Below are 22,019 nucleotides of genomic sequence, written 5' to 3' on the forward strand. Positions count from 1 at the left end.
CAAATACAGGAAAAGGCCCACCCCCGCGTGGGCAGCAGGCTGGCTTTTCATTGTTTTCCAAGGCGCCTGGCGCCGCAGCGGCGTCAGCGGCCGTGTCGCTGTAGGACGCGGGCGACGGTGTCAGGCGGCGGGCGGTGGGGGTTCCGAGGGCGGCGGCGCCTTGGCGGTTGCTTTCTCGTCGCTGTCTTCCTTGTGCTGCCGCGGCGGTTCGCCGCGCGGCCGCCCCGAAAACATCGTCCACCAGACAATGAGCAGCAGCGCCACCATGGCGCCGAACGCCTCAAGCAAAATAACTCCCATGAATGTCACACTCCTGCGCCGTGCGCTCCTGGCCCTGATTGTAGGAAGCCTGGCGGCTTGCGCCAGTCGGCCCGCCCCAGAGCCCACGCCCGCCGGGCCACCGATCGCCGAAGTGGCGCCCCTTCCCGGAGAGCCGGCCGCCTTGCCGGCGCCGCTTGCCCAGCCGCGCAGCCACTGGGTGCCGGTGCATTGGGGCGCGCTGCCCGGCTTCTCGGACGATGCCCTGTACGAAGCCTGGAACGCCTGGATCAAAAGCTGCGAGCGCCCCGCGCCGGTATTCGCCCCGCTGTGCAGCGAGGTGCGCCAGCTCAGTATTGCCAGCCCCGAAGAGCAGCGTGCCTGGATGGTCGCGCGCCTGCAGCCCTACCGGGTCGAAGCGCCGGGTGGTGGGGGCGAGGGCCTGCTGACCGGGTATTTCGAGCCCGAATACGACGCCGCCCGTGTGCCCGGCAATGGCTTCTCGGTGCCGCTGTATGCGCCGCCGGCAGACTTGGGGCGTCGCCGTCCCTGGTATTCGCGCCAGGAAATCGACACCCTTCCCCAGGCCCAGGCGGCGCTGGCCGGCCGCGCCATCGCCTGGCTGCGCGATCCGATCGAGGCCATGGTGCTGCACATTCAGGGCTCAGGCCGGCTCAATCTGTTGGAGCCCGACGGCACCCGCCATCTGGTGCGCGTCGCCTACGCTGGTACCAACGATCTGCCGTACCGCAGCATCGGCCGCTGGCTGCTCGATCAGGGCCTGGTGCGCGACGCCACCTGGCCGGGCATCCGCGCCTGGATGGCGCAGAACCCGCAGCGGGTGAACGAGCTGCTCTGGGCCAACCCGCGCTACGTGTTCTTCCGCGAAGAGCCCATGGACGCGCTCGACGCCGCCTTCGGCCCACGCGGCGCCCAGGGCGTGCCGCTGACGCCGGGGCGCTCGATTGCGGTGGACAAGGCGAGCATCCCCTACGGCACACCGGTATGGCTGGCCTCGCCCGGGCCGCTCGTGCCGCTCTCGCGCCTGGTGCTGGCGCAAGATACGGGCAGTGCCATCGTCGGCGCGGTGCGGGCCGACTTCTTCTTGGGCTGGGGCGCGCAGGCAGGGGATACGGCGGGTCGCCTCAAGCAGCCGCTGCGCCTGTGGGCGCTGTGGCCGAGGCAGAGAAATTAAGAGTCAAATTGGCCTCCAGCGCTTTGTGCATAAGCGCTGGCAGCTATCAATACAGTAGTTTTTGTTGATGTGGCGTGCTGCGGGTTCCGATTTTTGCCAGACTACCGCCCGCCGCCCAGGTGCGACAGCGGCAGGGCGCCACCCGCCTTCACCTCGCCCAGCGAAAAGCTGGTGTGCATGTCTTTCACGTTCGGCAGGTGCAGCAGCACGTCTCGCGCGAATTGCGAAAAGCTGTCCAGATCGCGTGCCACCACCTGCAGCTCGAAAGTGCCGGTGCCGCTGATGTAGTGGCAGGACACCACTTCGGGAATCTGGCGGATGGCCTCTTCCATGGCGCGTGTGACGCCGCCGGTGTTGCGGTCGGCGTCCAGCCGCACAAAGGCCAGCACGCCCAGGCCGATCTTGCGCCGGTCGATTTCGGCACGGTAGCCCAGGATGAAGCCGGCCTGCTCCAGCGCGCGCACCCGCCGCCAGCAGGGCGCGGCGGAGAGCCCCACGCGCTGCGCCAGTTCCGCATTCGTCAGGCGCGCGTCCTGCTGCAGCTCGCCCAGGATGGCGACATCGAATTTGTCTAAAGCTTCCACAAAGCGCCCTGCAAGAGAAAGAACCTTGCTGAACATAGCGCATTTACGGCATCAAACGCAAACACCTATCGTCAGCGCCAATCTACACTTGTCGCCACAATGGGTGCGTGGCTTTATCTGGCTGTGCCCGCTGCGAACCTTCTCGCGCCACCAGCAGCGAACCCACGAAATTACTGGAGACCAACCCCATGAATGCGCCCCTGCCCGAGCACATCCGCAAAGCCCTCGAAACGGTCAGTCTGGAAGACAAATACACCCTCGGCCACGGCCGCGCCATGATGAGCGGCGTGCAGGCCCTGGTGCGCCTGCCCATGCTGCAGCGCCAGCGCGATGCGGCCGTGGGGTTGAACACCGCCGGCTTCATCAGCGGCTACCGCGGCAGTCCGTTGGGCACTTACGACCAGGCGCTGTGGGCGGCCAAAAAGCATTTGGCCGAAAACCATATCGTCTTCCAGCCAGGGGTGAACGAAGAACTTGGCGCCACGGCGGTGTGGGGCACGCAGCAGCTCGATCTGTACCCGCAGAGCAAAAAATACGACGGCGTCTTCGGCATCTGGTACGGCAAAGGCCCGGGCGTGGACCGCTGTTCCGACGTGTTCAAGCACGCCAACATGGCTGGCACGGCCCGGCACGGCGGCGTGATCGCCATTGCCGGCGACGACCACATCAGCAAGAGCAGCACGGCGCCGCACCAGAGCGACCATATCTTCAAAGCCTGCGGCACGCCGGTGTTCTTCCCGAGCAATGTGCAGGACATCCTGGACATGGGCCTGCACGCCTTTGCCATGAGCCGCTTTTCCGGCGTGTGGTCCGGCATGAAGACGATTCAGGAGGTGGTGGAGTCGTCTAGCAGCGTCTCGGTCGACCCCGACCGCGTGAAGATCGTGCTGCCCGAAGACTTCGTGATGCCGCCCGGCGGCCTGCACATCCGCTGGCCCGACGCGCCGCTGGAGCAGGAAGCGCGCCTGATGGACTACAAGTGGTACGCGGCGCTGGCCTATGTGCGTGCCAACAAGCTCAACTACAACGTCATCGAAGGCCAGAACGACCGCTTCGGCATCATCGCCAGCGGCAAGGCCTACAACGACACGCGCCAGGCGCTGGTCGACCTGGGGCTGGACGATGCCACCTGCCGCCAGCTCGGCATCCGTGTGCACAAGGTCAACGTGGTTTGGCCGCTGGAGGCCACCATCACGCGCGACTTCGCCAAGGGGCTGCAAGAAATCCTGGTGATCGAGGAAAAGCGCCAGGTCATCGAGTACCAGATCAAGGAAGAGCTCTACAACTGGCGCCCCGACGTGCGCCCCACGGTACTGGGCAAGTTCGACGAGGCCGAGGGCGAGAACGGGCAGGGCGGTGAATGGTCCATGCCCAACCCCAGCCAGAACTGGCTGCTGCGCGCCAAGGCCGACCTGACGCCGGCCATCATCGCCAAGGCGATTGCCAAGCGCCTCAAAAAACTCGGCGTACCCGAAGATGTGGTGGCCCGCATGGACAGCCGCCTGGCCATCGTGGAAGCACGTGAGCGTGCCTTGGCGGCCCCCAAAGCCGACACCGGCGACCGCGCCCCGTGGTTCTGCAGCGGCTGCCCGCACAACACCAGCACCCGCGTGCCCGAGGGCTCGCGCGCCGTGGCCGGCATCGGCTGCCACTACATGACGGTGTGGATGGACCGTTCCACCAGCACCTTCACGCAGATGGGCGGCGAGGGCGTCACCTGGGTGGGCCAGGCGCCGTTCACCAAGGACGCGCATGTGTTTGCCAACCTGGGCGACGGCACGTACTTTCACAGCGGGCTGCTGGCGATCCGCCAATCCATTGCCGCCGGCGTGAACGTCACCTACAAGATTCTCTACAACGACGCGGTTGCCATGACGGGCGGCCAGCAGATCGGCGAGCGGCCCGAGGGCCACTCGGTGCTGCAGATCATGAACAGCGTGAAGTCCGAAGGCGCGGTCAAGATCGTTATCGTCACCGACGAGCCCCAAAAGTACGACGGTGCACCGCTGGCAGCCGGTGTCACGGTGCACCACCGCGATGAATTGGACCGCATCCAGCGCGAGCTGCGCGAGATCAAGGGCTGCACGGTGCTGATCTACGACCAGACCTGCGCCACCGAAAAGCGCCGGCGCAGGAAACGCGGCCTGATGCCGCAGGCGACGAAGACCGTGGTCATCAACGAGCTGGTGTGCGAGGGCTGTGGCGACTGCTCGGTCCAATCCAACTGCCTGTCGGTGGAACCGGTCGAGACCGAGTTTGGCCGCAAGCGCAGGATCAACCAGAGCACCTGCAACAAGGACTACTCCTGCGTCAACGGCTTCTGCCCGAGTTTTGTCACCATCGAGGGCGGTTCGCTCAAGAAGCCGAAGAAGCAGGCCAAGGCCGGTGCGGCCGCACTGCCCCCGGTGCCCGAGCCGGTGCTGCCGAATGCGGAGCAGCCTTGGGGCATCGTGGTGGGCGGCGTCGGTGGCACGGGCGTCATCACCATCGGCTCGCTGCTGGGCATGGCAGCGCACCTCGACGGCAAGGGCGTGGTCACGCAGGATGCCGGTGGCCTGGCGCAAAAGGGCGGCGCCACCTGGAGCCATGTGCAGATCGCCAACCGGCAGGACAGCATCCACACCACCAAGGTCGACATTGCCAAGGCCGATCTGGTCATTGGTTGCGACGCCATCGTGGCGGCGAACCCGGCCAGCCTGGCCGTGATGCAGCCCGGCCGCACCTTTGTTGCGCTCAACACGCACAGCACGCCCACGGCCGCCTTCGTCACCAACCCGCAGTGGCAATTTCCGGGCATGGCGTGCGAGAGCGCCATCGCGGCGGCGGTCGGCAGCGAGTTGGTGGGCACCTTCGACGCCGAGCGCGTTGCCACGCAGATGCTGGGCGACAGCATCTACACCAACCCGCTGATGCTGGGCTACGCCTGGCAGAAGGGCCGGGTGCCGCTCTCGCACGCGGCGCTGATGCGCGCCATGGAGCTCAACGGCGTGCAGGTGGCCAACAACCAGGCCGCGTTCGAGTGGGGCCGGCGCTGTGCGCACGACCTGGCAGCGGTGCAAGCGCTGTTGGCTCCGGCGCAGGTGATTGAATTCGTCAAGAAACCCACGCTGGCGAGCGTGGTGGCGCGGCGCGTGGAGTTCCTCACGGCCTACCAGAACGCAGCCTATGCGGGCGACTACCAGGCCTTCGTCGCCAAGGTTCAAGCAGCAGAGGAAAAGCTGGGCGGCACGCGCCTTGCGGAAGCCGTGGCGCGCTATTTGTTCAAGCTCATGGCCTACAAAGACGAGTACGAAGTCGCGCGCCTGCATACCGACCGCAGCTTCACCGACAAAATCGCCGGTATGTTCGAGGGCGACTACAAGGTGGTGCACCACCTGGCACCGCCTTTGCTGGCCAAACGCAATGACAAGGGCGAACTCGTCAAGCAAAGCTATGGCCCGTGGATGCGCAAGGCCTTTGGCGTGCTGGCCCGGTTCAAGGGCCTGCGCGGCAGCGTGCTCGACCCGTTTGGCTACAGCCAGGAGCGCCAGACCGAGCGCGCGCTGATTGGCGAGTACCGTGCCTGCATCGATGAGCTGCTGGCCAAGCTCAGCGGCGAGAATCTGGCGCTGGCCGTGGAAATCGCCAGTATTCCAGAGGACATTCGCGGCTACGGCCACGTGAAAGACCGCCATCTGAGCGCCGCGCGTGCCAAGTGGAGCGCGCTGATGGCGCGCTGGCGCACGCCAGGGGCCGAACAGAAGCTCGCGTGAGAAAATCCTATATTGATAGCTAATAGCGCATGCTGCATAAGCGCTAGAGGCTGTTTTCTATTAAAAAGAATCCGCAGAGGTTCGCTCAAAGCGGGCCGTAAACCGCACGCTGCCCCCGCCCAAAGCGGGCCGCATACAATGGCGCGCTTGCGGTTTAGCCGCCTTTCTTGCGCCCGCAGCTTCAGTGCAGCGTGTCTGCCATCCGTTTTCCTTGGAGTTTTCCTGTGTTCATTTCTTCTGCCTTTGCCCAGACCGCGCCGGCCGCCGCCGCCGGTGGCGACATGATGTCCACGCTCACCGGCATGCTGCCGCTGGTGCTGATGTTCATCGTGCTGTACTTCGTGATGATCCGCCCCCAGATGAAGCGCCAGAAGGAGCACCGCGCCATGGTGGAAGCCGTCGCCAAGGGCGACGAAGTGGTGATCGGCGGCGGTATGCTGGGCCGCATCACGCGCCTGTCCGAGCAGTACCTGCATGTGGAGATCGCCAGCGGCGTCGAGGTGCAAGTTCAGCGCGCTTCACTGGTGCAAGTGCTGCCCAAGGGAACGCTGAAGTAATTTTGGTCTCTCACTGGCGCGCACAGCCAGTGCGAGCGGCGCGACGCAGCTGCGTCGCGCCTTTTCTTTTGTTTCCGCGTAGGGACGCCCGAACATGAACCGTTTTCCGATCTGGAAATACGCCATCCTGGTGGTGGCCCTGCTGGTAGGCGTGATCTACACCCTGCCGAACTTTTTTGGTGAAGCCCCTGCGGTGCAGGTGTCGTCTGCCAAGTCAACCATCAAGGTCGATGCGGCGGTCGAAGAGCGGGTGCGCGAAGCGATCAAGGCAGCCGGTGTCACCACCGATCTGCTGCAGCTCGAAGGCGCGTCGGTGCGGGCGCGCTTCGATACACCGGACAACCAGCTCAAGGCCAAGGACGCCATTGAGAAAGCCCTGATTCCCGATCCGCAGGACCCGGCGTACATCGTCGCGCTGAACCTGGTGTCGCGCTCGCCCGCCTGGCTCTCGGCGATCCATGCTGCGCCCATGTACCTGGGCCTGGACCTTCGCGGCGGCGTGCACTTCATGCTGCAAGTGGACATGCAGGCTGCGCTGACCAAGAAGGCCGAGTCCTATGCAGGCGATCTGCGCACCACCATGCGCGACAAGAACATCCGCCACGGCGGTATCGCGCGCGAAGGCCAGAACATTGAGATTCACCTGCGCGACGAAGCCACGCTGACGGCGGCGCGCAACCTCATTGCCGACCAGTTCCCGGATTTGCAGACCTCGGTCAGCCAGGATGCCGATGGTGGACAGCTGCTGCGCGCCAGCATCAAGCCCGAGGCGACGCGCCGCGTGCAGGAGCAGGCACTCAAGCAGAACATCACCACGCTGCACAACCGCATCAACGAGCTGGGCGTGGCCGAGCCGGTGATCCAGCAGCAGGGTCTTGACCGCATCGTCGTGCAACTGCCCGGCGTGCAGGACACTGCCAAGGCCAAGGACATTCTGGGCCGCACGGCCACGCTGGAAGTGCGCATGGTGGACGAAGGCACCGAGGCGCGTGCCGCCGAAATCGGCCGCGGTGTGGTGCCGTTTGGCGATGAGAAATACCTGGACCGCAACGCCCAGGCGGTGATCGTCAAAAAGCAAGTGGTGCTGACCGGCGAAAATCTGACCGACGCCCAGCCGGGGTTCGACGGCCAGACGCAGGAGCCCACCGTCAACCTGACGCTGGACGCCAAGGGCTCGCGCATCTTCAAGGACATCACGCGCGAGAACGTCGGCAAGCGCATGGCCATCGTGCTGTTTGAAAAGGGCAAGGGCGAGGTCGTGACGGCGCCCGTCATCCGCTCGGAAATCGGCGGCGGCCGGGTGCAGATATCGGGTCGCATGACCACCATGGAAGCCAACGACACGGCGTTGCTGCTGCGTGCCGGTTCGCTGGCCGCGCCCATGGAAATCATTGAAGAATTCACCATTGGCCCGAGCCTGGGCGCTGACAACATTGCACGCGGGATCCACAGCGTGGTCTGGGGCATGCTGGCCATCGTGGTGTTCATGTGCTTTTATTACATGCTGTTCGGCGTGTTTTCCAGCATTGCGCTCTCGGTCAACATCCTCATGCTGCTGGCCGTGCTGTCCATGTTGCAGGCGACGCTCACGCTGCCCGGCATTGCCGCCATGGCGCTGGCGCTGGGCGTGGCGATTGATTCGAACGTACTGATCAACGAGCGCATCCGCGAAGAATTGCGCGAAGGTGCGTCACCGCAGATGGCGATCCACACCGGCTACGAGCGCGCCTGGGCCACCATCCTCGACTCCAACGTGACGACGCTGATTGCCGGCTTGGCGCTGCTCGCCTTCGGCTCCGGCCCGGTGCGCGGCTTTGCCGTGGTGCACGTGCTCGGGATTCTGACCAGCATGTTCTCTGCGGTGTTTTTCTCGCGCGGCCTGGTGAACCTGTGGTACGGCGGCAAGAAGCGGCTCAAAAGCCTGTCGATCGGTCAGATCTGGAAGCCAGAGGCGAGCGGAACTTCCGTTGCTTCAGTGAAATAAGGGAACTGTCATGGAATTTTTAGTTCCAGCGTCACATGCGCTCAGCGCATATGAGCCTTCTCTGAAAACTCCAATTAAGGAATAGAAATCATGGAGTTTTTCCGCATCAAGAAAGACATCCCTTTCATGAAGCACGCGTTGATTTTCAACGCGATCTCCTTCATCACTTTTGCTCTGGCGGTGTTCTTCCTGTTCTCGCGTGGCCTGCACCTGTCGGTGGAGTTCACCGGCGGCACGGTCATGGAGGTGGCCTACAGCCAGCCCGCCGATCTGGCGACGGTGCGCAAGGCCGTGTCCGATCTGGGCTACCAGGACGTCCAGGTGCAGAACTTTGGCACCGCGCGCGACGTGATGATTCGCCTGCCGGTGCAAAAAGGCGTGACCTCTGCGCAGCAAAGTGAGCGTGTGATTACGGCCCTCAAGGCGGCTGATCCGCAGGTGACGCTGCGCCGCAACGAGTTCGTCGGCCCGCAGGTGGGCGACGAACTGGTCAAAGGCGGCTTGATGGCGCTGGGCATGGTGGTGCTGGGCATCGTCATTTACCTGGCGTTCCGTTTCGAATGGAAATTTGGCGTGGCGGGCATCATCGCCAACCTGCACGACGTCGTCATCATTCTTGGCTTCTTTGCCTTCTTCCAGTGGGAGTTCTCGCTCTCGGTGCTGGCGGCGGTGCTGGCCGTGCTGGGCTATTCGGTGAACGAGTCGGTGGTGATTTTCGACCGGATCCGTGAGGCTTTCCGGCGTTTTCGCAAGATGAATACGCACGAGGTGATCGACCACGCAATCACCAGCACCATGAGCCGCACCATCATCACCCACGCTTCGACCGAAGCGATGGTGCTCTCGATGTTCTTCTTTGGCGGCCCTAGCCTGCACTACTTTGCCCTGGCGCTCACCATCGGCATCCTGTTTGGTATCTATTCCTCCGTTTTTGTGGCGGCCGCCATCGCCATGTGGCTGGGTGTCAAGCGCGAAGATCTCATGAAGTCGACGCGCAGCGAAACCGACCCCAACGACCCGAACGCCGGCGCAGTGGTCTGAAAACACCATGGCCCGCCGGCGGGCTCCAAGATCGTGAACACGTTCTAAGGAATTTTTGGTGTGGGTGCCGGGCCCCCTACCAACGCGGCACCGGACTTCCGTACTAATATCCGGCTATGCAGACGCCACGGGCTCCGGCCGCTTCTTCCCGCAGACTCGCGCGCATGGCGCGAGAGCGCTGGGGCGATGTTCTCACCAGTGGCGCTCCGGGGTTGGACAAGGCAGCGGCAGATTTTTTCGCTGCATTGATGGACCAGGTGGGCACCCAGCGCGAGCGCCAGGCACGGCGCGATGCCTGGCAGGGGTACCAGGACAAGCGCAAGGATTGGCTGCTGGAATTGGCGCTGGTATTGCGTGCCCCGCAGGAGGCACCCATTGCAGCGACGCCCCCTGCGCCGCGCGCAGCCTTCACCGTCGACAGCGGCCTGGAACTGGTGGGCGACGATGTGGTGGAGAACAAGATCATCGCATCGCGCATCGCGCTGACGGTGATGGAAGAGGTAGCGACCGAATTCGACGCCTTGCGCCTGCGCATGCGCTCGCTTGAGCAAACGGAACTGGCTCCTACGGACATGCTGCGCCCTGAGGCCGTCAGCCTGAAACTGGTGGAAGCCTGGCTCAAGGTGGGTTTGTCGCGCGACGACCTGCAAATGGCGGTCGAGCCGCTGCAAAGGGCCATGTCTGCACTCCTGCAGTCGGGTTACCAGGCCTGCAACAAGCTCCTGGCTGACCAGGGCGTGCAGGCGCAACAGGAAATGCGGGTGCGTATGGCTGCGCGCCCAAGCGGTTCAGGCGCTTCGAGTTACGGCGACTCTGGCAGTTCGGGCGGAGGCTTGGCCTCGCAAGCGCTGCAGCAATCGCGCCAATCGTTGCAGTCGAGCCGTTCCGGCATCCCACACTCCGGTCCCTCGGCGTATCCCCATTCCGGTGGCTACTCTGGCGCGCCCATGGGTGGGTTTGATGTTGCGGCCACGCCGCTGCTGCGTGCCAGGCAAAGGGCGCAGGGCGTCATGGTGCAGTTGCGGCGCCTGTTGGCGCCAGCCATGGGCGGGGTCGACTTGTCCCAGGCGCCGCCGGCCTCCGTCGCGCTGGCGCACGCGCTGGCGGCCCACCGCGTGCAGGCTGACGTCTACTACAGCACCATGGGCGCCGTCGTGGAGGATTACAGCCCTGCAGCGGTCGTTCAATTGGCTGGCGCGGTGCGGGAGCGCTCGGCAGAATTCAAGAAAAAGGCCGAAACCGATAGCGAAAAAGCCATCATCGAAGTGGTGGCACTGATGTTCCAAAGCATTCTGTCCGAAGACCGTATTCCGTCTGCAATCCGCGTCTGGTTCGCACGCCTGCAGGTGCCGGTGCTGCGGGTTGCTCTGGCCGAGCCCGAATTCTTCAGCAACACCGATCACCCGGCGCGCAAGTTGATTGACCGCATGGGCGCGGTGGCGCTTGGCTTTGATTCCGCATCGATCACCGGCAGTGCGCTAGAGGCCGAGGTCCGGCGCGTCGTGCAGGTGATCGAGCAGTATCCCGAAACCGGTCGCCGTGTGTTCCAGCTCGTGCACGATGAGTTTGAGAAGTTTCTGGCCAAGCATCTCACTGAAAAACAGAGAACCAACCAACTCGTCAGTGTGGCGCAGCAGGTGGAGCAGCGGGAAACCCTGGCCATCCAATACACCATTGAGCTGCGCACCATGCTCAGCGACATGCCAGTGCGTGATGAAGTGCGCGAGTTTCTGTTCAAGACCTGGGCGGAAGTCCTGGCGTTGTCCGCTGTGCGCCATGGCGCACAGCACGCCGAAACCGCGTCGTTCAAGCGCACTGCCGCAGACCTGGTCTGGGCCTCCAGCGCCAAGCCCAATCGCGGCGAGCGCGCGCAGGTCATTGCGGCGCTGCCGGATATCCTCCATCGATTGCGCGAAGGGCTTGCGCTGGTGGGCGTGGCTGGCGAAGCACAAGATGCGCAAATCAAAGTGCTGACCGATACGCTGGCTGAAGCTTTTCTGTCCAAGACCGCCGCCATTCCGCTCGAGCTCATCGAAGCGATGGCGCGGCGACTGGCCAATGTTGAAGAGTTCCTTGGCGATGCTGTGCTGGGAGAACTTCCGCTCGATGCCGAGCACATTGAGTTGATGACGGGGATAGACGCCAGCGCCATTCACGTGATTGCCGACAATGGCGCCCCCGTAGACGAAGCGATGGTGGCCTGGGCCCAGGAACTGGTGCCAGGCGATTGGTTCACCCTTGACCACAGTGGGGCCAGCGCCCAGGTGCAATATGCTTGGCACAGCCGGCACAAGCAGTTGCATTTGTTCGTATCGACCGACAGCATCAGCTACCTGATCCAGCTGCACCGGCTGGGTGCATACCTGCAGTCAGGGTTGCTGGTAGCCCGGGATGAAGAAGGTTTGACCGTGCGCGCCACACGCGATGCACTCGCCAAACTGGATGCAAACCCGGAACGTTTGCTGGAGTAATTCCACGCCCAAATCAAACGACTAGTTTGTCGGCTTCGCTTCGCCGAAGCCTGTACTGCCTGAATTTCGCTCTCGCGTAGTCGACTGATTGAGAAATGGAATCATTCTGGCCGTGCGGGCGTCAGGCCCGTACCAGCCTCTGGAAAAGGCCGCCAGGCAGGCGCGCGAGTTCCCCCGCCAGTTCGAGTTCCAGCAGTTGCACCTGAAGGCTTGCTGTATCCATTCCGGTACGTGCCTGCAGTGCATCGAGACCGACCGGATCAAACCCCAGGGCTTCTATCAGGGCGCCTTCAGCCAGCTCCGGCGCTGGCGCGGTTGAGCCAGATGCTGCGCCTTTGCCGAGGGGAAATTCCTCCAGTACGTCGGCCACGGTTTCCACGAGTTTGGCGCCCTCTTTGATGAGGGCATGGCAGCCCCGTGATTGCACGGCGTGGATGGAGCCCGGAATCGCAAATACTTCGCGGCCCTGTTCCACTGCCATACGGGCCGTGATGAGCGAGCCCGAAGCGGGGGCAGCCTCCACCACCAGGACGCCGTGCGAGAGCCCGGAAATGATGCGGTTGCGGCGCGGAAAATTGGCCGCCACTGGGGGTGTTCCCAAAGGGTATTCGCTGATCAGCAAGCCCTGGGCTGCAATGCGCCGCGCAAGCTCCAGGTGGCGCGAAGGGTAGACGCGGTCGAGCCCCGTGCCGACGACAGCCACTGTGGCAGGGCTGTCCGATTCAACACCTGCCTCCAATGCCCCCTCGTGCGCCGCGGCATCGATGCCCAAAGCCAAGCCGGAGACAATGCTCAGGCCCCCTTGTCGCAAAGCGTGCGCAAATTGCTGTGCCGTCTCGCGGCCTTGGGGGGTCGGGTTGCGACTGCCGACGATGGCCAGGCTGGTTTCGCGCTGCATGCGGGAGACCCGTGCGTGCAAGAAGCGCTCCGCACCCATCAGGTACAGCATCAAAGGCGGGTCTTCAATTTCCAGCAGGGCCGATGGGTACAAAGGATGGCCCAGCGGCGCAAGGGCACGCCACACACCGGATTCCCCCGAGGCGGAGAGCCAGTTCCAGGTGCTGTCCAGCAGAGCCGTATGCCGTTCGGGGACCTGGAGCAGCGCTGTCGCTTTGGCTGGCGTGACGCACTGCAGCCAAGCTGCCTGGCTTTGCGAGAAGATTGCTTGGGGGCTGCCAAAGGCCGCCAAGAGGCGGCGTGCTGCTGCATTGCCCAGGCCATGCGAGTGGCCAAGGCGCAGCCAGGCGGAGAGCTCATCGCGGGGCATCGCCGCTGGCGGCGTAGGCAGCGCCGCCATTGCCTCAACGTGGATTGATCAGGAGGTCACCCACGCGCACGGTGTTGTGCACATCGAGAATGAGGGCATAGGACACGCGGTCAAACGTACGGAACACCATGGCCATGCCATTTTTTTCGTGGGGCAGTCTGATCGTGGCCTTGGCTTCGTCTGTGGTGTCCTTCATGCGCTGGCCAGCCGTCAGTAGTTGCAGCACATGGCCGCTCTCAATGCCATCCTGCCGACCGACGTTGATGGCCACGACCTGGTTTTGGGCTGCATTGACCACGGACGATGCACCATAGATGGATACCACGCGTGCGTTGACTTCTTGCTCCGGTGCGTGGGGCACGTAGCTCATGAAGCCGCGCGTCGCCGCAGGCAGTAGGCGGTCGCCCGCGCGCACTTCTTCGCGAGTGCTGAGGATATCCACCGTTGCCGGAACGTAGTCGGACGTGACACCGCCTTTGCCATTTGGCGTGTCTTCGATGGATTCACCACGAACCAGCTCAGCTTTGCCCACGAATTGGGCTTCATAGCCCAGAATTTCACCTGTTGCAGGGTCCTTCAGCGCCACAGCATTGCGGTAAATGCCGAAGTAGCGGGGTTCGCCAGGTGCAATTTCGAGTGGTTTGACCATGTCGCCGCGGGCATAGGCACGGTCGCCAGCAGCCATCAGCACGCGCTCGTCCACCGTGGCGACGATGCGCGGCGCTTGCTCCAGCGTATTGGCCTCCACGACCTGAGGCTCGACGAGGAAGGGCTCTATCAGGTTGGGCTGCAAGGTGGGCAAGGCGCTGTCGGCGAGGCTCTCGGTGCGCGTACGGGGAGAAATACGTACTTCCTCGGGCTGGCCAGGAAGGCCCGAACGCAGGCGCGCAAACCCACCGGTCTTATCCAGATACAGCGTCTGGCCGGGGAAAATCAGGTGGGGGTTGGCAATGCTCTGCAGATTCATACCCCAGAGTTCGGGCCAGCGCCAAGGCTTGCGCAGGTACATGCCAGAGATAGCCCAAAGGGTGTCGCCGCGCTTGACCACGTAGACATCGGGAGCATTGGGTGCCAGGTCGGCAACTGGCACCCCCTGCTTGGCAACCTGCTGAGCCGTTGCGCGCTGGACTGGTGTGACAGGATAATTCTGTGCCCACGCGGCAGGCGGCGCGCCAAGTGCAGCCACAAGCAGCGCCACAGCGCCACCGGCGGTGCGAAGAATGCCCTGGCGTGCGGCGTGCTTAGTCGTGTTTCCTTGCATGGTTCCCTGCCCCCTCGCTGGTGCCGTCGCCTCCCCAGAACGTTGGAAAAGCGCAGCCAAAGACGTTACAAATCAACTGAGATTCTCTGCTCAAGCCCTTGATTGGGCAATGATTATTGGACCAGCAGGCTGCGTGCGAAGGAAAAAGTAGCGAAAATAGCGACATCCTTCCGTATTGACCATGGCGATTCTTCCTATTCTCTGTTATCCCGATCCGCGTCTTCACACCGTAGCCAAGCCGGTGGTTGCCGTGGACGAACGCGTGCGCCAACTGACCCAGGATATGCTGGATACCATGTACGAAGCGCACGGTATCGGCTTGGCGGCGACACAGGTCGATGTGCATGAACGGATTGTCGTTATCGACGTGTCAGAAGAGCGTAACCGCCCGCTGATTCTCATCAACCCCGAGATTCTGTGGGCCAGCGACGAAAGGCTGGTGGGAGACGAGGGGTGTCTCTCGGTGCCCGGTATTTACGATGGTGTGGAGCGTTCTGTACGGGTCCATGTGCGCGCGATGGATGCGCAAGGCAAGGAAGCAATAATCGAGGCAGAAGAATTGCTGGCCGTGTGCATTCAGCACGAAATGGACCATTTGCTCGGCAAGGTATTTGTGGAATATTTATCTCCTCTGAAACGCAATCGCATTCGCTCGAAAATGCTCAAGCGCCAGCGCGAGGAGCTCCTGTGAGTGCGCTTCGCACGTTGCGAACCTGGGGCGCTGCTTGTGCGCTGGCCGCCCTGCTCGCAGCCTGCGCTTCGGTCGGCACGCTGGCGCCCGGCGCCACGCGCGAACAGGTGCACAGCCGCTGGGGAGAACCGCGTGCGAGCTATGCACTGCCTGACGGCCAGCGTCTGTTCTACCGCCGCAAACCGGGCGAGCTCCAGCGGCTTGATTTTGATGCCGCCGGGCGCCTGACCGCCATGGAGCAGGTTTTCACCGCCGCGCGCTTTCGTGCTCTGGCGCAAGGGCATTGGGACGCCGCCGAGGTGCAGCGCAGCTTCGGCCCGCCGGAGCGCCGTGTGGCTGCAGGCGAGAATCAGGAAGAGGGTGGTTCCGTCTGGGTCTATTCTTGGCTTGACTTCGGCACGTGGCGGCTCGCTCGGGTCCGCATGAACGGTGCGGGGGCCGTGCAAGGCGTGGAATTTACAGACGACCCTCTGGCCGACGATCGCTACCGCTAACGGCGCGTCCAGCCCTTTTGCGTCGGCGCGCTCTGCCAGGCGCGCTTGCTGCTTTCCATCTGTTGCCCATGAATGTCATTTTTGCTGGTACGCCGGAATTTGCCCGCCAGGCGCTGGACGCCATTTTGGTGGCCGGTTTTTCCGTACCTCTGGTGCTGACGCAGCCCGACCGGCCTGCGGGGCGCGGCCTCAAGCTTGCGCCTTCGCCCGTCAAGCAACTGGCGCAGACACGGGGCGTGGCGGTGGCGCAGCCGCGGGGGCTGCGTCTTGATGGGCGCTTTGCTGAAGATGCGGCGCAGGCGCGCGCGGCCATCGAGGCCAGTCAGCCTGACGTGCTGGTGGTAGCGGCCTATGGCTTGATACTGCCGCAGTGGGTGCTTGATGCGCCCCGCCATGGCTGTATCAACATTCATGCCAGTCTGCTGCCGCGCTGGCGCGGCGCCGCGCCCATTCACCGCGCCATCGAAGCCGGCGACCCGGAGACTGGCGTCACGCTGATGCAGATGGATGCGGGGCTCGATACCGGCGACATGCTCGCGTGCCGGCGTGTCGCGATTGCGCCGGACGACACCACGGCAAGCCTGCACGACCGCCTGGCTGCGCTGGGCGCTCAGATGGTCGTCGAGGCGCTGAAACAGCTGGCGCACGGGCCGCTGGCACGCACGCCGCAGCCGTCAGAGGGCGTGAGCTATGCGCGCAAGATCAGCAAGGCCGAGGCGCGGATCGACTGGAGCCAGCCGGCCGTCGTGATTGCGCGGCGTGTGCGTGCCCTGCTTCCCGCACCGGGCGCCTTCACGCAGATCGGGGACGATGCTATCAAAGTGCTAGATTGTGAAATTGATAGCAATAACATCAATCAGGAAAATCGCTACGGCCATATTTTGTCTGTAAATGACGCCGGCGTGACGGTTGCTTGTGGCGAAGGCTCCTTGCGCTTGACGCGCCTGCAGCGCGCGGGCGGGCGGGCGCTGGCAGCGCGGGATTTTGTGCGTGGCCATGCGCTGCAGCCGGGCATGCAGTTCACCAGTGCGGAACCGAATGGGGCCGCGCCTTGAGCTTGTCGCGGCTGGCGGCACAGCTGCGCCAACCGGCGTTTCGCGATGGCGTAGTGGATTTGATTGGGCCGGCCGTGGGCGTCGGTGCCTGGGGACTTGTGACGGGCGTGGCCATGGTCAAGAGCGGCATGAGCGTGTGGCTGGCGCTGCTGATGTCGCTCGTTGTCTATGCCGGAAGCGCCCAGCTCTCGGTCATCCCTTTGCTGGCGGTCGGTGCGCCTTTGTGGGTCGTGTGGCTCACGGCGACTTGCGTCAACCTGCGTTTCGTGATCTTCAGCACCTTGTGGCGCGGCTACTTTCAGGCGCAGCCCTTGGTTCAACGCCTGGCCATTGGTTACTTCAGCGGCGATGTGATCTTCGTCGCCTTCATGAAGCGCTTTCCACGCGTGGAGCCGGCGCCTGAGCAACTGCCGTATTTCTGGGGTGCTGCCTCGCTCAACTGGCTGGCCTGGCAAATTCCGTCGGTGGCAGGCATCTTGCTGGCAAATGCGATACCGCTCTCGTGGGGGCTCGGCTTTGCTGGTGTGTTGGCCATCCTGGGCGTGCTGCTCTCACTGCTGGTAGACCGTGCAACCGGGGTGGCGACCGCCGTGGCCGCTGCCGCTGCCGTGGCTGCCTGGGCACTACCGCTCAAGCTCAATATCTTGGTCGCGGTCGTTGCTGCCGTGGCGGCCGGTCTCGCCATGGAATCGGGCGAACGCCATGCACGCCAGAATGCCTTGCGCCGCCGTGCTGCCGGGGAGCAGAAGCGATGAGCGCCGAAAATTTGTATGGACTCGCCGCCATCGCCGGCTTGGCCCTCGTCACCCTCATCGCGCGCACGTTCTTCATGCTGCCCGAGCGCGAGCTTCCCATGCCCGACTGGCTCAAGCGCGGTCTCAAGTACGCTCCGCTGGCGGCACTCACCGCGGTGATTGCCCCCGAGGTATTGATGACGCAGGGCGCGCTGGTCAACACCCTGCAGGATGCCCGCCTGCCGGCAGTGCTGTGCGCCTGTGCGTACTACTTCTGGCGCCGCGGCATCCTCGGCACCATCGTGGCCGGCATGGCGGTGTATTTGCCGCTGCATATCGGCTGGGGCTGGTAGCGCCGGAAGCATTGCCGGGCGACTGGGTCAGCGAGGCCTGTCAAAGCGGGTGCCTAAAATGTGGCGACTTCCCAGCCATTCTCCAACGCCGTTTTCGGCCTTGAACAGACACCACCATGCACATTCTTCGTTTTTCCGACCTTTGCGCACAAGGCCAGGTCGCCGGCAAGCGCGTCTTCATTCGTGCCGACCTCAATGTGCCGCTGGATGCGAGTGGCCACATCACCGAAGACACCCGCATTCGCGCCTCGGTGCCCTGCATTCGCATGGCCCTCGAAGCGGGCGCGGCTGTGATGGTCACCAGCCACCTGGGGCGGCCCGTGGAAGGGCAATTCAAGCCAGAGGACTCGCTAGCTCCCGTGGCACGGCGACTGTCGGAACTGCTCGGCCGTGCAGTGCCGCTGCGCGCGGATTGGGTCGGCGGCGTGGCGGTGCAGCCCGGTGAGCTGGTCTTGCTGGAAAACTGCCGCGTCAACCCTGGGGAGAAGAAAAACGACGAGACACTGGCACGCGCTATCGCGGCACTGTGCGATATTTTCGTGAACGATGCTTTTGGCACCGCGCACCGTGCAGAGGCCACCACCTACGGAGTCGCTCAGTACGCGCCTACCGCCTGTGCGGGGCCGTTGCTGGCAGCAGAAATCGACGCATTGACCAAGGCCCTGGCGCATCCAGCACGCCCCTTGGCAGCTATCGTCGCCGGGTCCAAGGTGTCCACCAAACTCACGATTTTGAAAAGCTTGGCGGGCAAAGTGGATCAGTTGATCGTGGGGGGTGGCATTGCCAATACTTTCATGCTGGCTGCCGGCTTGCCTATTGGCAAGAGCTTGGCGGAGCCAGGCCTGGTAGACGAAGCACGCGCCGTGATGGCCGCCATGAAGGCAAGAGGAGCCGAGGTGCCCATTCCAACCGACGTGGTGACTGCCAAATCGTTCTCGGCCGAGGCTCCTGCAGCCACCAAGCGCGCTGAAGATGTGCAGGAAGATGACCTGATTCTCGATATTGGCCCTGAAACTGCCAACCACCTTGCGAGCCAGCTGCATCAGGCGGGCACCATTGTGTGGAACGGCCCCGTGGGTGTATTCGAATTTCCCGCGTTTGAAAATGGCACGCGCGTACTCGCCCAGGCCATTGCCGATTCCAAGGCTTTCAGCATTGCCGGTGGTGGCGACACCTTGGCCGCCATTGCCAAATACGGCATTGAAGACCGCGTGGGCTATATCTCGACTGGAGGAGGCGCCTTTTTGGAGGTGCTGGAGGGGCGTACGCTACCGGCATTCGAGATTCTGGAAAAGCGGGCTGCAGAAAAATAACGCACCGCCGTGAAAGACTGTGACAAAAACAACAAGGGGTGTGTAGTTCAGCGCTCTTAGCGCATCTTTTTCTTGTTTTTGTTGAGCCGCGCGCCCAGAATTATTTTGATCCGGGTTGTGGGTGCCAGTTGGCCCGTTGCCCCCGCTTTCATTCGTTAGGAGGGAATCATGGTGTTTTCAAAGGCAATCAGTGCCGCCTTGTTGGCTGGCGCTGTAGCGAGCATGATGGGCTGCGCGACCAAGTCGCCCATTCCGCTTGCGGAGAATTTCGATCTCACCGTGCAACCCAAGGTGCGTTCGGCGGGCCACTGGGACTTGGTGTCCCGCGATGTGGTTTCCCAGACTCTTGCGACGCTTGATAAGTCGGGTATCCCGGCCGGAACCCAAGTTCACGTGGGCTTGCCCCCCAATCCAAGCCAGTTTGATTTGGCGTTTCGCGATTTCCTGATCACGAAATTCGTGCAGAGCGGTGCAAATGTGCAACAAGCACCTGGGCACGGTCTTGAGGTGAGCTACCACGCTCAGGTGGTGCGCCACAACAGCGACAGGCCGCATTTCATTCCTGGTGAATTCACCATGATTACCGCCGGTGTGATGGCCGCTTATGGTTTGCGCCATGAATACATTGATACGCAGCTTGCGGCCGGACTCGGCCTGGCGGCTTTGGCCGACTACGGTGCAAGTGTCAATACAGGCGGCCCTACCAATACCGAGATGGTACTCACCACCACCGTGATGCGCGGCGGGCAATACGTAGCACGCAAGACCGACGTGTACTATCTTGAGAATGTAGACGCACCGCTGTTCATGCGGTCGCCGCCTCCCTACCAGAGCGTGAACATGAAGGTGGTGTCGCAATGAAATCCTATGCCCTGTTGACTCTGTGCGCCGGCGCCTTGCTGGCCGGCTGTGCCAACAACGCCGCCCCATTGCGTGTTGAACCTACTTACCAGGAGGCGGCCAGCAGCCAGTTTTTGCTGAGCAGTGCCGATGCCATTGCCAAGTTGACGGCTGGCTTTGATATGCCGGCTGTGAGCGGCGGTCCAGTACTCGTGGCGACAATTGTCAATGTCAATGATCTCAGTCGCTCTGCTCCGCTGGGGCGCACGCTCTCCGAGCAGTACGCCTCGTCGATGGCTGACAAGGGCTTCAATGTCAAGGAAGTGAAGCTGCGTGGCGATGTATTTGTGAAGGAAGGTGCGGGTGAATTGCTGCTTTCCCGTGAAATCAAGGACATTGCGCGCAGCCACAACGCAGCTCTCGTGCTCGTGGGCACTTATTCGGCAGCAGCGAACTTCACTTATGTGAGTCTCAAGCTTGTGCGTACCGAGGACAGCCGTATTGTGCGTGGCTATGACTATGCGCTGCCCAACGATAGGGATGTGCAGCGACTGCTTCAGGCCGCACGGTAGGCTGGTACGTCGTTTCAAAATGGGCTCCTTCGGGAGCCCATTTTGTTTTAGCGGGAATGTCGCTCGCTTACCGTCCGGAAGGGCTTTCGATGTAACCGAATTAGTGAGAAAATTGAAACTCAATTACATATCTACCCAGAGAGATTCATATGCCCTTGCGCCGCGCCACCAAAATCGTAGCCACCCTCGGCCCCGCATCGGGCGAGTTGGCCATGTTGGAGAAGATGGTGCTGGCAGGCGTGAATGTGGTTCGACTGAACTTCAGCCACGGGCAGGCGCAAGACCATATTGAGCGCGCCCGCCTTGTGCGCGAGGCGGCCAAACGTGCCGGGCGCGAGGTGGCCATCATGGCGGATCTGCAGGGTCCGAAGATACGGGTTGGCAAATTTTCCGAAGGGCGCGTCATGCTGGAGGAGGGGGCGCCCTTTGTGCTCGATGCGTCGCGTACCGAGCCCGGAGATCAGGCCGGGGTAGGTCTTGACTACAAAGAATTGCCACGGGACACCCGACCGGGCGACGTGCTGTTGCTTAACGACGGCCTGATCGTCCTCGTGGTCGATGCGGTGCGGGGTGAAGCCGTACATACCACCGTGCGAGTGGGCGGGGAGCTGTCCAACAACAAGGGCATTAACAAGCAAGGCGGGGGGTTGACTGCGCCAGCGCTGACGGCCAAGGACATGGAGGATATCCGTACGGCGATGAGCTTTCAGGCCGATTACGTGGCCGTCAGTTTTCCAAAGAATGCGACGGATATGGAAATGGCGCGCCAGTTATGCAACGTGGCAGCGGCGCAGTACCGGCACAAGCCTGGCTTGATAGCGAAGATAGAGCGCGCCGAGGCGATTCCGCGACTGGAAGAGATCCTGCGGGTGAGCGACGGCATCATGGTGGCACGCGGTGATCTCGCGGTGGAAGTGGGCAATGCAGTGGTACCGGCCTTGCAGAAAAAAATGATTCGCATGGCACGCGACATGGACAAACTCGTCATCACCGCGACGCAGATGATGGAGAGCATGATCACCAACGCTTCGCCTACGCGCGCTGAAGTGAGCGATGTGGCCAACGCCGTACTCGATGGAACCGATGCGGTCATGCTCAGCGCAGAAACCGCAGCGGGGCGCTACCCGCTCGAGACGGTGCAAGAAATGGCCAAAATTTGCGCAGCTGCAGAATCTGCAGAGGATGTGCAGCTCGACGCAGACTTCAGTGGGCGGACCTTTGGCGCCATCGACCACTCGATCGCCATGGGCGCACTCTTCACGGCCCACCACCTGGGTGCAAAAGCCATCGTCGCCATGACCGAGAGCGGCTCAACGGCACTGTGGATGAGTCGCCACCGCATCCACATTCCTATCTACGCACTCACGCCCAAGGTTGCCACCCAAAGGCGGATGGCGCTGTACCGCAATGTCCGGCCGATTTTGATGGATACCAGTGCCGACCGCGACACGGCGCTCGAGCAAGCCGAGCGCCATCTGAAGGACCGGGGCATTGTCAGTTCAGGCGACGTCTATGCCATCACTTGTGGTGAACCCATGGGGGCGCCCGGTGGGACCAATATGCTGAAGATTTGCCGCGCTACCTGAATCGGGACGGG

At 63.0% G+C, this 22,019-nt stretch carries 19 protein-coding genes; 15 read left to right on the forward strand and 4 right to left on the reverse strand.

Going from position 1 to position 22,019, the window contains the following annotated elements; translation table 11 throughout:
* Positions 1-120: 120 nt before the first annotated feature.
* Positions 121-300, reverse strand: coding sequence for a hypothetical protein (locus D3F03_RS17305; protein WP_199665470.1), 180 nt, complete (start codon positions 298-300; stop codon positions 121-123).
* On the opposite strand from D3F03_RS17305, the gene mltA reads away from it, so the two are divergent.
* Positions 248-1,453 (forward strand): murein transglycosylase A, encoded by a 1,206-nt coding sequence (gene mltA, locus D3F03_RS12990; protein WP_119109833.1) that lies wholly within the window; start codon positions 248-250, stop codon positions 1,451-1,453. The genes D3F03_RS17305 and mltA overlap by 53 nt on opposite strands.
* Before the next feature lie 101 nt (positions 1,454-1,554).
* Here the strand turns inward: mltA and D3F03_RS12995 are convergent, their stop codons facing one another.
* On the reverse strand, positions 1,555-2,037 hold the full coding sequence (locus tag D3F03_RS12995) for an Lrp/AsnC family transcriptional regulator (RefSeq protein WP_119109912.1): 483 nt from the start codon (positions 2,035-2,037) through the stop codon (positions 1,555-1,557).
* Positions 2,038-2,225: 188 nt separating this feature from the next.
* On the opposite strand from D3F03_RS12995, the gene D3F03_RS13000 reads away from it, so the two are divergent.
* The 5 genes from D3F03_RS13000 (at position 2,226) to D3F03_RS13020 (ending at position 11,842) form a co-directional block, all read left to right on the forward strand.
* Entirely contained in the window at positions 2,226-5,789 is a 3,564-nt protein-coding gene (locus D3F03_RS13000; RefSeq protein WP_119109834.1) for an indolepyruvate ferredoxin oxidoreductase family protein, read from the forward strand.
* 224 nt (positions 5,790-6,013) lie between these two features.
* Positions 6,014-6,346, forward strand: coding sequence for a preprotein translocase subunit YajC (gene yajC / locus D3F03_RS13005; protein WP_119109835.1), 333 nt, complete (start codon positions 6,014-6,016; stop codon positions 6,344-6,346).
* A gap of 94 nt (positions 6,347-6,440) precedes the next feature.
* A complete protein-coding gene (secD, locus tag D3F03_RS13010) occupies positions 6,441-8,330 on the forward strand; it encodes a protein translocase subunit SecD (protein ID WP_119109836.1) in 1,890 nt (629 codons plus the stop codon).
* A 90-nt stretch (positions 8,331-8,420) separates the two neighbouring features.
* The gene (gene secF / locus D3F03_RS13015; RefSeq protein ID WP_119109837.1) at positions 8,421-9,371 is read left to right on the forward strand and encodes a protein translocase subunit SecF; all 951 of its coding nucleotides are present in this window, start codon (positions 8,421-8,423) and stop codon (positions 9,369-9,371) included.
* Positions 9,372-9,487: 116 nt separating this feature from the next.
* Positions 9,488-11,842, forward strand: coding sequence for a DUF1631 family protein (locus D3F03_RS13020; RefSeq protein WP_119109838.1), 2,355 nt, complete (start codon positions 9,488-9,490; stop codon positions 11,840-11,842).
* 121 nt (positions 11,843-11,963) lie between these two features.
* Here the strand turns inward: D3F03_RS13020 and dprA are convergent, their stop codons facing one another.
* Together dprA and D3F03_RS13030 are read right to left on the reverse strand one after the other, a co-directional pair.
* The gene (gene dprA / locus D3F03_RS13025) at positions 11,964-13,109 is read right to left on the reverse strand and encodes a DNA-processing protein DprA (RefSeq protein WP_119109913.1); all 1,146 of its coding nucleotides are present in this window, start codon (positions 13,107-13,109) and stop codon (positions 11,964-11,966) included.
* 34 nt (positions 13,110-13,143) lie between these two features.
* The gene (locus D3F03_RS13030) at positions 13,144-14,370 is read right to left on the reverse strand and encodes a LysM peptidoglycan-binding domain-containing protein (protein WP_119109839.1); all 1,227 of its coding nucleotides are present in this window, start codon (positions 14,368-14,370) and stop codon (positions 13,144-13,146) included.
* Between the two features lie 181 nt (positions 14,371-14,551).
* Between D3F03_RS13030 and def the strand changes: the two genes are divergently transcribed.
* The 9 genes from def to pyk all read left to right on the forward strand — a co-directional run bounded on the left by def (position 14,552) and on the right by pyk (position 22,008).
* Positions 14,552-15,061, forward strand: coding sequence for a peptide deformylase (gene def / locus D3F03_RS13035; RefSeq protein ID WP_119109840.1), 510 nt, complete (start codon positions 14,552-14,554; stop codon positions 15,059-15,061).
* Positions 15,058-15,555, forward strand: coding sequence for a hypothetical protein (locus D3F03_RS13040; protein WP_119109841.1), 498 nt, complete (start codon positions 15,058-15,060; stop codon positions 15,553-15,555). The genes def and D3F03_RS13040 overlap by 4 nt, the downstream gene beginning before the upstream one ends.
* 68 nt (positions 15,556-15,623) lie before the next feature.
* Positions 15,624-16,610 carry a methionyl-tRNA formyltransferase gene (gene fmt / locus D3F03_RS13045; RefSeq protein WP_119109842.1) on the forward strand — a complete coding sequence of 329 codons (987 nt, stop codon included), beginning with the start codon at positions 15,624-15,626 and terminating at the stop codon, positions 16,608-16,610.
* On the forward strand, positions 16,607-17,365 hold the full coding sequence (locus tag D3F03_RS13050) for an AzlC family ABC transporter permease (protein WP_199665467.1): 759 nt from the start codon (positions 16,607-16,609) through the stop codon (positions 17,363-17,365). Before fmt ends, D3F03_RS13050 begins: the two co-directional genes overlap by 4 nt.
* Positions 17,362-17,697 carry an AzlD domain-containing protein gene (locus D3F03_RS13055; protein WP_119109844.1) on the forward strand — a complete coding sequence of 112 codons (336 nt, stop codon included), beginning with the start codon at positions 17,362-17,364 and terminating at the stop codon, positions 17,695-17,697. Before D3F03_RS13050 ends, D3F03_RS13055 begins: the two co-directional genes overlap by 4 nt.
* Before the next feature lie 116 nt (positions 17,698-17,813).
* Positions 17,814-19,010, forward strand: a complete 1,197-nt coding sequence (locus D3F03_RS13060; protein WP_119109845.1) for a phosphoglycerate kinase — start codon at positions 17,814-17,816, stop codon at positions 19,008-19,010.
* 168 nt (positions 19,011-19,178) lie between these two features.
* Entirely contained in the window at positions 19,179-19,871 is a 693-nt protein-coding gene (locus tag D3F03_RS13065; protein WP_119109846.1) for a hypothetical protein, read from the forward strand.
* Positions 19,868-20,422 (forward strand): FlgO family outer membrane protein, encoded by a 555-nt coding sequence (locus tag D3F03_RS13070; protein WP_119109847.1) that lies wholly within the window; start codon positions 19,868-19,870, stop codon positions 20,420-20,422. The genes D3F03_RS13065 and D3F03_RS13070 overlap by 4 nt, the downstream gene beginning before the upstream one ends.
* A gap of 149 nt (positions 20,423-20,571) precedes the next feature.
* The gene (gene pyk / locus D3F03_RS13075; protein ID WP_119109848.1) at positions 20,572-22,008 is read left to right on the forward strand and encodes a pyruvate kinase; all 1,437 of its coding nucleotides are present in this window, start codon (positions 20,572-20,574) and stop codon (positions 22,006-22,008) included.
* Positions 22,009-22,019 lie beyond the last annotated feature (11 nt).

The sequence above is a fragment of the Simplicispira hankyongi genome, from assembly GCF_003570885.1.
Lineage (GTDB): Bacteria > Pseudomonadota > Gammaproteobacteria > Burkholderiales > Burkholderiaceae_C > Simplicispira > Simplicispira hankyongi.

What these genes read in the sequence shown, in the direction of transcription:
- mltA (WP_119109833.1), top strand. Translation starts at nt 248, where the DNA reads ATGAGCAGCAGCGCCACCATGGCGCCGAACGCCTCAAGCAAAATAACT.
- D3F03_RS17305 (WP_199665470.1), bottom strand. Translation starts at nt 300, where the DNA reads ATGGGAGTTATTTTGCTTGAGGCGTTCGGCGCCATGGTGGCGCTGCTG.
- D3F03_RS13000 (WP_119109834.1), top strand. Translation starts at nt 2,226, where the DNA reads ATGAATGCGCCCCTGCCCGAGCACATCCGCAAAGCCCTCGAAACGGTC.
- secD (WP_119109836.1), top strand. Translation starts at nt 6,441, where the DNA reads ATGAACCGTTTTCCGATCTGGAAATACGCCATCCTGGTGGTGGCCCTG.
- secF (WP_119109837.1), top strand. Translation starts at nt 8,421, where the DNA reads ATGGAGTTTTTCCGCATCAAGAAAGACATCCCTTTCATGAAGCACGCG.
- D3F03_RS13020 (WP_119109838.1), top strand. Translation starts at nt 9,488, where the DNA reads ATGCAGACGCCACGGGCTCCGGCCGCTTCTTCCCGCAGACTCGCGCGC.
- dprA (WP_119109913.1), bottom strand. Translation starts at nt 13,109, where the DNA reads ATGCCCCGCGATGAGCTCTCCGCCTGGCTGCGCCTTGGCCACTCGCAT.
- D3F03_RS13030 (WP_119109839.1), bottom strand. Translation starts at nt 14,370, where the DNA reads ATGCAAGGAAACACGACTAAGCACGCCGCACGCCAGGGCATTCTTCGC.
- def (WP_119109840.1), top strand. Translation starts at nt 14,552, where the DNA reads ATGGCGATTCTTCCTATTCTCTGTTATCCCGATCCGCGTCTTCACACC.
- fmt (WP_119109842.1), top strand. Translation starts at nt 15,624, where the DNA reads ATGAATGTCATTTTTGCTGGTACGCCGGAATTTGCCCGCCAGGCGCTG.
- D3F03_RS13055 (WP_119109844.1), top strand. Translation starts at nt 17,362, where the DNA reads ATGAGCGCCGAAAATTTGTATGGACTCGCCGCCATCGCCGGCTTGGCC.
- D3F03_RS13060 (WP_119109845.1), top strand. Translation starts at nt 17,814, where the DNA reads ATGCACATTCTTCGTTTTTCCGACCTTTGCGCACAAGGCCAGGTCGCC.
- D3F03_RS13065 (WP_119109846.1), top strand. Translation starts at nt 19,179, where the DNA reads ATGGTGTTTTCAAAGGCAATCAGTGCCGCCTTGTTGGCTGGCGCTGTA.
- D3F03_RS13070 (WP_119109847.1), top strand. Translation starts at nt 19,868, where the DNA reads ATGAAATCCTATGCCCTGTTGACTCTGTGCGCCGGCGCCTTGCTGGCC.
- pyk (WP_119109848.1), top strand. Translation starts at nt 20,572, where the DNA reads ATGCCCTTGCGCCGCGCCACCAAAATCGTAGCCACCCTCGGCCCCGCA.